Origin of the sequence: Methyloversatilis sp. (assembly GCF_030698125.1) — a bacterium.
Classification (GTDB): Bacteria; Pseudomonadota; Gammaproteobacteria; order Burkholderiales; family Rhodocyclaceae; genus Methyloversatilis.
Map to the genome: position 1 here is coordinate 1 of NZ_JAUYNV010000041.1, position 7,628 is coordinate 7,628.

The 7,628-nt window shown below is 65.4% G+C and carries 6 protein-coding genes; all 6 read right to left on the bottom strand.

Translation table 11 applies throughout. From position 1 onward, the window contains the following. Positions 1 to 328: 328 nt before the first annotated feature. The 6 genes from Q8Q80_RS14650 to Q8Q80_RS14675 all read right to left on the bottom strand — a co-directional run bounded on the left by Q8Q80_RS14650 (position 329) and on the right by Q8Q80_RS14675 (position 7,436). The gene (locus Q8Q80_RS14650; protein WP_305633621.1) at positions 329 to 2,350 is read right to left on the bottom strand and encodes a methyl-accepting chemotaxis protein; all 2,022 of its coding nucleotides are present in this window, start codon (positions 2,348 to 2,350) and stop codon (positions 329 to 331) included. Between the two features lie 221 nt (positions 2,351 to 2,571). After that, positions 2,572 to 4,281, bottom strand: coding sequence for a methyl-accepting chemotaxis protein (locus Q8Q80_RS14655; RefSeq protein ID WP_305633622.1), 1,710 nt, complete (start codon positions 4,279 to 4,281; stop codon positions 2,572 to 2,574). Between the two features lie 174 nt (positions 4,282 to 4,455). Continuing rightward, positions 4,456 to 4,761, bottom strand: a complete 306-nt coding sequence (locus tag Q8Q80_RS14660) for an STAS domain-containing protein (protein ID WP_305633623.1) — start codon at positions 4,759 to 4,761, stop codon at positions 4,456 to 4,458. Between the two features lie 48 nt (positions 4,762 to 4,809). Continuing rightward, positions 4,810 to 5,892 carry a chemotaxis response regulator protein-glutamate methylesterase gene (locus Q8Q80_RS14665; RefSeq protein WP_305633624.1) on the bottom strand — a complete coding sequence of 361 codons (1,083 nt, stop codon included), beginning with the start codon at positions 5,890 to 5,892 and terminating at the stop codon, positions 4,810 to 4,812. Between the two features lie 13 nt (positions 5,893 to 5,905). Further along, entirely contained in the window at positions 5,906 to 6,535 is a 630-nt protein-coding gene (gene cheD / locus Q8Q80_RS14670; protein WP_305633625.1) for a chemoreceptor glutamine deamidase CheD, read from the bottom strand. Beyond that, the gene (locus Q8Q80_RS14675; RefSeq protein WP_305633626.1) at positions 6,510 to 7,436 is read right to left on the bottom strand and encodes a CheR family methyltransferase; all 927 of its coding nucleotides are present in this window, start codon (positions 7,434 to 7,436) and stop codon (positions 6,510 to 6,512) included. Before Q8Q80_RS14675 ends, cheD begins: the two co-directional genes overlap by 26 nt. Positions 7,437 to 7,628: the final 192 nt, after the last annotated feature.

A 7,628-nucleotide genomic window follows, 5' to 3' on the forward strand; every position in this document is an offset into this window, starting at 1 on the left:
ATGCCCCGATGGAATACGGACGAACGCATAGGCGAAGGCCACTCTCGCTCCAACCTGCCGGGTTTTTCGTAGGAGCGGGCCCCGCCCGCGATGGGGCGGTGGATCACACGCCGGCGCTTGTTCGGAGGCCGTATCGCCTGCAGGGGCGAAGCGGGGGATTCGGCGAGCACCGCTCGCCGCCCGCGAAGCTGGCAGGCCATGCAGGGCCAGCCGTGGACAGGCTCCTACGAAAACCCCGCGCATTCATCCCGCTGCGGTGTCGAGGTTTTCGTAAGAGCGGAGCAGATGCGGACACGGCCCTGGATCCGGGCCGGGCATCATTCGCGGTTCAGACGCGGAAGCGCGCGCCGGCTTCTTCCAGGCTGCTGGCGAGCGCACGCAGATGCTGTGCTTCGCCCGCCATGGCGGCGATGGCGTGGCTGTTTTCTTCGGTCATCTGTGCGATCTGTTCGACCTTGCGCGCCACTTCGTGACTGGCCGTGGTTTGTTCGTTGACCGATTCGGCGATGCCATGAATGCCTTCCGAAGTCGAGGCGGCCGCCTCGGCGGCACGGCCCAGCGCGTGCACCACCTGGGCGAGCTGGCCGCGCGAGGTATCGATCGCCGTCACGCCGCGTCGCACCACGCTTTCCACGCCCGCCGCGCGCGCATCGAGCGTGCGCGTGACTTCGTCGATCTGCTGCGCCGAGGCGGCCGACTTCTCGGCCAGCTTGCGCACCTCGTCGGCCACCACGGCGAAGCCGCGTCCCTGTTCGCCGGCCCGCGCCGCCTCGATGGCGGCGTTGAGCGCCAGCAGGTTGGTCTGGTCGGCGATGTCCTTGACCTGGCGGGTCATGTCGCCGATGGCCCGCGTGCTCTCGACGAACGCGCCGGCCGCCTGCGAAATCTCGCCCACGACCTTGCCGACCTCGTCCAGTTCGGCGCTGACCGCGTCGATCGCCTGACGGCCGCCGTCCGCTTCGCTGCGGCTCGACTCGGCGTGCAGCCGCATGTCGGACGCGCTGTCCGACACGCTGTTGATCGATACCGACAGCTCTTCGATGGTCGCCGCCATGGCCGATGCCGACTGGCTCTGCTGCGACGACGCCTCGCTGACCTGCTGCGTGCCGCTGGCCAGCGCATGGGTGACCGCGCTGACTTCGTTGGCGGCGGTTTTCACCCGTGAAATCAGGGCCGACAGACTGTCGGCCATGCGGTTGAAGCTGGCGGCGATGTCGCCGAACTCATCCTGGGAAGCAATGTCGATGCGTGCGCTCAGGTCGCCCTCGGCCAGGCGCTGTCCGCCCTCGATCGTGCGGCGGATGTCCTCCTGCAGCGAGAAATAGAGGCCCAGCGCGAGATAGATCGACAGCAGCAGGCTGAGCAGCAGCAGCGTACTGGTCAGCACCACTTCCGACATCACCTCGCCGGTGTGGACGTCCATGCTGATCGTCAGCGCATCGAGCAGCGTGGTGGCCGACTTCAGGGCCGCTTCGACCGGGGTGGTGACCCGCGCAAACACTTCGGCCGGCGGCAGCTCGAACTGCCGGCTGATGACCGCACCTTCGAGCATCGACGCGACGGATGCGAAGCTGTCGCGCAGCACTTCGATATCGGCCGATACGTTCGCCGCGTGGGCGGGCGCACGCACCAGCACCCGTTCGACCACCCGTTCCATCGCCTCGACCTGCATCCTGGCCATCTGCAGCAGGGCGCCCAGTTCGACCGCCTCTTCCGGCGTCATCGTCTTGCCGACGCTCAGTGCCGCGGCACGGCCGCGCAGCTTGCCGAGCGCCTCGATGGTCTGCGGCGCGACGGTCACCATGGCTTCAGTCAGCGTGTAGGTGTCTTCATGCGGATCGAAGCTCATGCCCGAGGCGTCGGACACCAGGCGGAAATCGTTCAGCAGCTGGGCGATCAACGCCGAATGCCGGCGGAAATTATCGCTGCCGCTGGCGCCCGTCATCAACTGGCGCACCGACGACCACTCGTCGGCGAGGCGGTCGATCTGGGCATGCTGGCCGAGCACGTCCGCGTTGGCCAGGTTCTGCGCCTTCAGCGCGTCTATTCCCCGCTCCACTTCCGCCGCCCGGGCTACCACCTTGTCCGCCATCGTCGTGTCGCCGTTGAGCATGGCCGACGACAGCCCGCGATGCTGCTGCACCGCCGCCAGCACATCGAGCAAGGACCGGACATAGGCCGCCCCGATCTGCTCGCGTTCCATCAGTTTCACCGTGTCGAGCCGCGACTTCGCCTGCATGGCCGCGAGCGACGCCAGCATGGCCAGCAATATGCCCATCACCAACATCATCTTGGGGGCGAAGCGCAGGCGCGACATCAGGGCGCGTGCGGGCAGGAACAGGCCGTTCATTCATTTCTCCTTGAAGGGGCGGCGCACCTTGCGGTGCGCCCGCACCGGAAGCGGTCAGGCAGAGGGGTTCCGGTGCATCGGTTTGGATTCGGTCTTCAATATGCGATATGCAATGTTCAATGTGTACTCTGCCTTCCGCTCTTACGGCAGTGCACCAAATGGACTTGAGTCGGACCGATGGCCGATGGGCCCCATCAAGGGAAATGCCGATGGTCTTGCAATCAAGCGACGTAGCCGATCCGGAAGCCGCCCCACTGGCGGCCACCGACGTGGATCGGAGCCGAAATGTCGTGCACCACTTCGCCGGTATCGCGGCGATAGGTCTGGATCAGGAAAGGCTGGGCATGCGCACCGCAGCGCTTGCCGACCGGGTCTTCGAAGATGCGCTTGGTACGGTTGCGCACGATGTCGACCTTTTCGTCGCCGGTCAGCGGTTGCGAGAACTTCTTGTTGTGGGTCGGGAAATAGCCCTTGCGATCAACCGCGCCGGCATAGATCAGACCGGGGTGACGATCGAGCAGCGGCTCCTGGATGGCTGGCAGCAGCCGGTCGGTCAGGCTGTCGAAGCGGGTCGTGAACTTGGCCGGCCGGGTACCGGCGATCGGCTGATAGTTTTCGTCGAACAGGTCTTCCAGCTTGATCTCGCCGCGCTTGACCGCGGCTTCGAGACAGGCACCGACCTGCGCAGCCGCACCAGCGACCAGTTCCGGCATCCGCGCGTGCATCGCCACCGCCTGTTCGCCGGCGGTGCCGAGGCGGAACACCTGGGCCAGTTCGGCCAGGTTGCTCGACAGCACGTCCAGGCGCTCGGCGTCGGTCGCCGCCACGTGCGACACCTCGCGGTTCGATTCGGCCATGGCGAAGATGCGCTGCACGTGCACGTCAACCTGTTCACCCAGCGCATGGTTCTGGCGCATCGCCGCGACCGTGCCGCCGACCCGTTCCAGCGTCGCATCGGCGCATTCGCGGATGCGTTCGAGCGTGGCCACGGCCTCGCCGGTCAGGGCGGCGCCGTTGCGCGCCTCGACCGCACTGGCGCGGACCACCGATGCGGCTTCGTTGGTTTCGCGTTGCACCGCGGAAATCATCGTGTGGATCTGTCCGGTCGACGAGGCGGTGCGTTCAGCCAGCTTGCGCACCTCGTCGGCCACCACTGCGAAACCGCGGCCCTGCTCGCCGGCCCGGGCCGCCTCGATGGCAGCGTTGAGCGCGAGCAGATTGGTCTGGTCGGCGATTTCGCGTATCACCTTCACGACGCCGCCGATCTCTTCCGACCGGCTGCCCAGGTGTTCGATCTGCCGCGCGCACTCTTCCACGCTGCCCGACACGCGCGACATTTCGGCGGCGACACGGCTGACCACCTGGGCGCCCTGCTGCGAAAGTTCGCGCGAACGCTCCGCATCCTCGACCGTCCGGGCCGCCACGTCGGTGGCCGCCTCCATGCTGCTTTTCATGTTGCCCACGTCCGTGCTGGCCGCGCGCGATGCGATGCACTGCTCGTCGGTCGAGCCGGCCACCCGCTCGGCCCCCTTGCCGAGCCGGGCACACGCTTCCTGCAGGCGCGACGAGGTGAACAGCATCTTGGCCATCGCCGCACTGAATTCACCGACCAGGCGGTTGTAGCTTTCCGCCAGCCGGGGCAGCGCACCCGGCCCCTGTACCGGCAACTGGAAGGTGAGATCGCCCTCCAGGCGGGCTCGTTCCATGCTGGCGACCACGGCTTCAAGCGGCCGCTCGAACAGTTGCGCGCACGTCAGCCGCACCACGGCCAGCGCGACCAGCGACAGCCCGGCCGCGAGCAGCAGGCCGCTTGTGTCGAGCGCCTCCGCCCCCCAGGCAAGCGCGCCCACGTGGGTCAAGAACACAACAGGAAAAAGACACAACCAGAGCAGGTTGCGCCCGAGCAACGAGCGCGGGGGGGTTGCTGACATTAACGGTCTCCTCACCGGTGGGGGCGTTGTTCGCCCGATATGAAGGAGACACCGACGTGTATCCGTCGATTGCCCCCCTCTCCGTCAGGGCATGGTTCGCCCGTCCGTCGTGAGGAGTGTTACGACAATGCGCGCACAAGCTTTAATGTGGCGTTACTGCGCACGCCGTTTCGTTCAGTCGATGCGGAACAGCTTGCCGAAATTGGCAATATCGAGCACCTGGCGCACCGGCGGGCTGCAACGCGACAGCCTGATTTCGCGCCGCGCATTGCGCGCCTTGTCGCGCAGCATCAGCAGCATGCCAAGCGCAGAGCTGTCCACGTAATTGACCGCGGCGAGGTCGACGTCGAGTTCACTCACTTCGTCGCGCAGCAGCAACTGCTCGGTGGTGTCGCGGAATTCCTTGTGCGCCGAAAAATCGAAGCGCCCGCCCAGGCTCATGCGCGCGACCTTGTCGACGATGCTGACCTTGATGTCCATGGTGTTTTTTCCTGTCTGTAATCGATGAAAGAGGGCTGCAATCCGCCGTCAGCCGTGGGCGACGATGCGCCGACCGCCCTGCAGCGCAGCCATGATGCGTTCGGCGACCTGAGTGATCGGAGTGACCTCGCAGCAGGCGCCGATCTGGGCCGCCTCGCGCGGCATTCCATACACGACGCAGCTCTCCTGGTCCTGACCTATCGTCCACGCGCCCGCCTTGCGCATGGCCAGCATGCCCTGCGCGCCGTCCTTGCCCATGCCGGTCAGCAGCGCGGCAACCGCACTGCCGCGCGCCTGCGCCGCTGCGGAATCGAAAAGGACATCGACCGCCGGGCGGTGCCGGTTGATGGGTGGCGTCTGCAGCAGTTCGCAGACATAGCCACCGCCGGACTTGCGGATTTCGAGGTGAGAATGGCCCGGTGCGAGGTAGGCGTGGCCGGGCAGGATGCGTTCGCCCTGTTCGGCCTCCTTCACGCGCAGGCGTGACAGCGAGTCGAGCCGTCGGGCAAAGCTCGCGGTAAACATTTCCGGCATGTGCTGCACCATCACGACGCCGGGCATGTTCTCCGGCAGGCGGATCAGCACCTCCTTGATCGCTTCGGTACCCCCGGTCGAGGCGCCGATGCACACGATACGGTCACCCCAGTTGCTGCTCACCACCGGCGGCGGAGGTGTCACGGCACTGGCGACAGGACGCGCAGGCGCGTCACGCCTCACCCTCACGTGAGCGCTGAACGCCGCACGGATCTTGTCCTGCACCTCCTGTGCATAGTCGGCCGGAAGCCCCACCAGGGTGGCGCGCGGTTTGGCGATGTAGTCCACCGCGCCCAGTTCGAGCGCCTGCAGCGTCGTTTCGGAGCCCTTAGCGGTCTGGCTGGAGATCATGATCACCGGCATCGGGCGCAGCCGCATCACCTTGTCGAGAAATTCCAGACCGTTCATCTGCGGCATTTCGACATCCAGCGTCAGCACGTCCGGCAACAGGTCCTTCACCTTCTGGCGTGCCACCAGCGCGTCGGGTGCCGTACCCACCACTTCCATGTCGGGCGCCTGATTGATGATTGCAGTCAGCATGGCCCGCATGACCGCGGAGTCGTCCACCACCAGCACCCTGATTCTTGACTTGGTCATCCGCGTCGCCCGGTCACGAGAACAGCTCGATATCGCCTGACGCATCAGTACGTGCAAGCCGCTCCTGATACTCGCGCTCGCGCCGTGCCAACGTGTCGTTATTGACGCGTGCGAGCTTCTTCACCAGCACCCGTCCGGCGTGCGGAAAGAAGTAGATCTTGCGCGCGTGTTTTTCCTGCAGATCCTGCGCGATGACCGGAATGCCCTCCTGCTGCAGGTAATCAAGCACGAAAGACGAATTGCGTTCGCCGACATTGGCGCTCGACAGCGACGCCAGCACACGTCCGCCGCCAAACACCTTGGCTTCGAGAGCCGAACGCTGGGCGCCCGACTTGATCAGCTCATTCACCAGCAGCTCCATTGCATACCCGCCGTAGCGCGCCGAACGGCTGGTTGCTTCGGCGCCGCCGTCGGGCAGCATGAAATGGTTCATGCCACCGATGCCGCGTTCCGGATCGCGGATGCAGGCAGCGACGCACGAGCCCAGAACGGTCACCAGCAACATGTCGCGTGTCGTCACGAAAAATTCGCCGGGCAGGATCTTCACCGCCTCGCGCGAAAATTTGCTGTCGAAATAGCGCTGCGTCGACTGGTGTTCGATCAGGGAAGGACCGCGACTAGCGACCGCCGTCAGCACGACCATAAACCGTCCTTCCGAGGTTGCGGAACAGATCGACTGCATGCGAAAAACTTTCCGAATGCCCGGCGAACATGAGCCCTTCCGGGCGCAGCAGCGGGACGAAGCGCTTCAGGATGGCGTACTGCGTCGGCTTGTCGAAATAGATCATCACGTTGCGGCAGAAGATCGCTTCGAGCGGCCCGCGGACCGGCCAGTTCGGTTCGAGCAGGTTGACCCGGGTAAAGCGTATGAGCTTCTGCAGCTCGGGGCGCACGCGCACTTCGCCCGCGCGGCCGCCGGTGCCACGCAGGAAATATTTACGTACCAGTTCGGGCAACAGCTTTTCGATGCGGTCCTCGGTATAGACCCCGGCCTGCCCCTGCGCCAGCACCTGGGTATCGATGTCGGTCGCGATGATTTCCACCGGCGGGTTCATCGAGCCGTACAGTTCGCAGCAGGTGATCGCCAGCGAGTAAGGCTCCTCTCCGGTCGATGCGGCGCTGCACCAGATGCGCGCCTTGGGTTTGCCGAGCCGGGTCAGATGTTCCTTCAGCAGGTCGAAGTGATGGGCTTCGCGGAAAAACGACGTGAGGTTGGTGGTCAGCGAATTGACGAAGGTTTCCCACTCGGTGTGATCGTTGCGCTCCAGCCGCTTCAGATAGTCCGCGAAGGTCACGTCACCGGTGGCACGAAGCCGGCGCGCCAGCCGGCTGTAGACCATGTCGAACTTGATCGGTGACAGCGAAATGCCGGCATGCTGGTGAATCAGTTTTGCGATGCGGTCGAAATCGTCGCGCGTGAAGGAGAACTCGCGGGGACCGCCGGTCAGCAATCTTGAATCTGCCAGTTGCCGCGTCACTTCGACTGCACTTGCTGTATTCCTGCCTGCCTGAATCACGATGCCGACCTCTCGGTTGATGTCCATGCGGACGCGCGGTGAAGACACGCGCGCTTGCTCAGAACTCTGCCCAGTCTGCCTCGTCGGCGATCACCGCCGCAGCCTGAACCCGCTTCACCTTGCCCGGTGCCCCACCCCGCGTGCGCGGCGGCACCGGGCCCGTGTTCGCCGCCTCGCGCTGCCTCAGCGACGCGCCATCGAACTGCATCCCTGCGCCAC

Bases quoted from the DNA above. Each gene is read 5' to 3' on its own strand.
- Q8Q80_RS14665 (WP_305633624.1), bottom strand. From the start codon at position 5,892: ATGACCAAGTCAAGAATCAGGGTGCTGGTGGTGGACGACTCCGCGGTC.
- cheD (WP_305633625.1), bottom strand. From the start codon at position 6,535: ATGGTCGTGCTGACGGCGGTCGCTAGTCGCGGTCCTTCCCTGATCGAA.
- Q8Q80_RS14655 (WP_305633622.1), bottom strand. From the start codon at position 4,281: ATGTCAGCAACCCCCCCGCGCTCGTTGCTCGGGCGCAACCTGCTCTGG.
- Q8Q80_RS14675 (WP_305633626.1), bottom strand. From the start codon at position 7,436: ATGGACATCAACCGAGAGGTCGGCATCGTGATTCAGGCAGGCAGGAAT.
- Q8Q80_RS14660 (WP_305633623.1), bottom strand. From the start codon at position 4,761: ATGGACATCAAGGTCAGCATCGTCGACAAGGTCGCGCGCATGAGCCTG.
- Q8Q80_RS14650 (WP_305633621.1), bottom strand. From the start codon at position 2,350: ATGAACGGCCTGTTCCTGCCCGCACGCGCCCTGATGTCGCGCCTGCGC.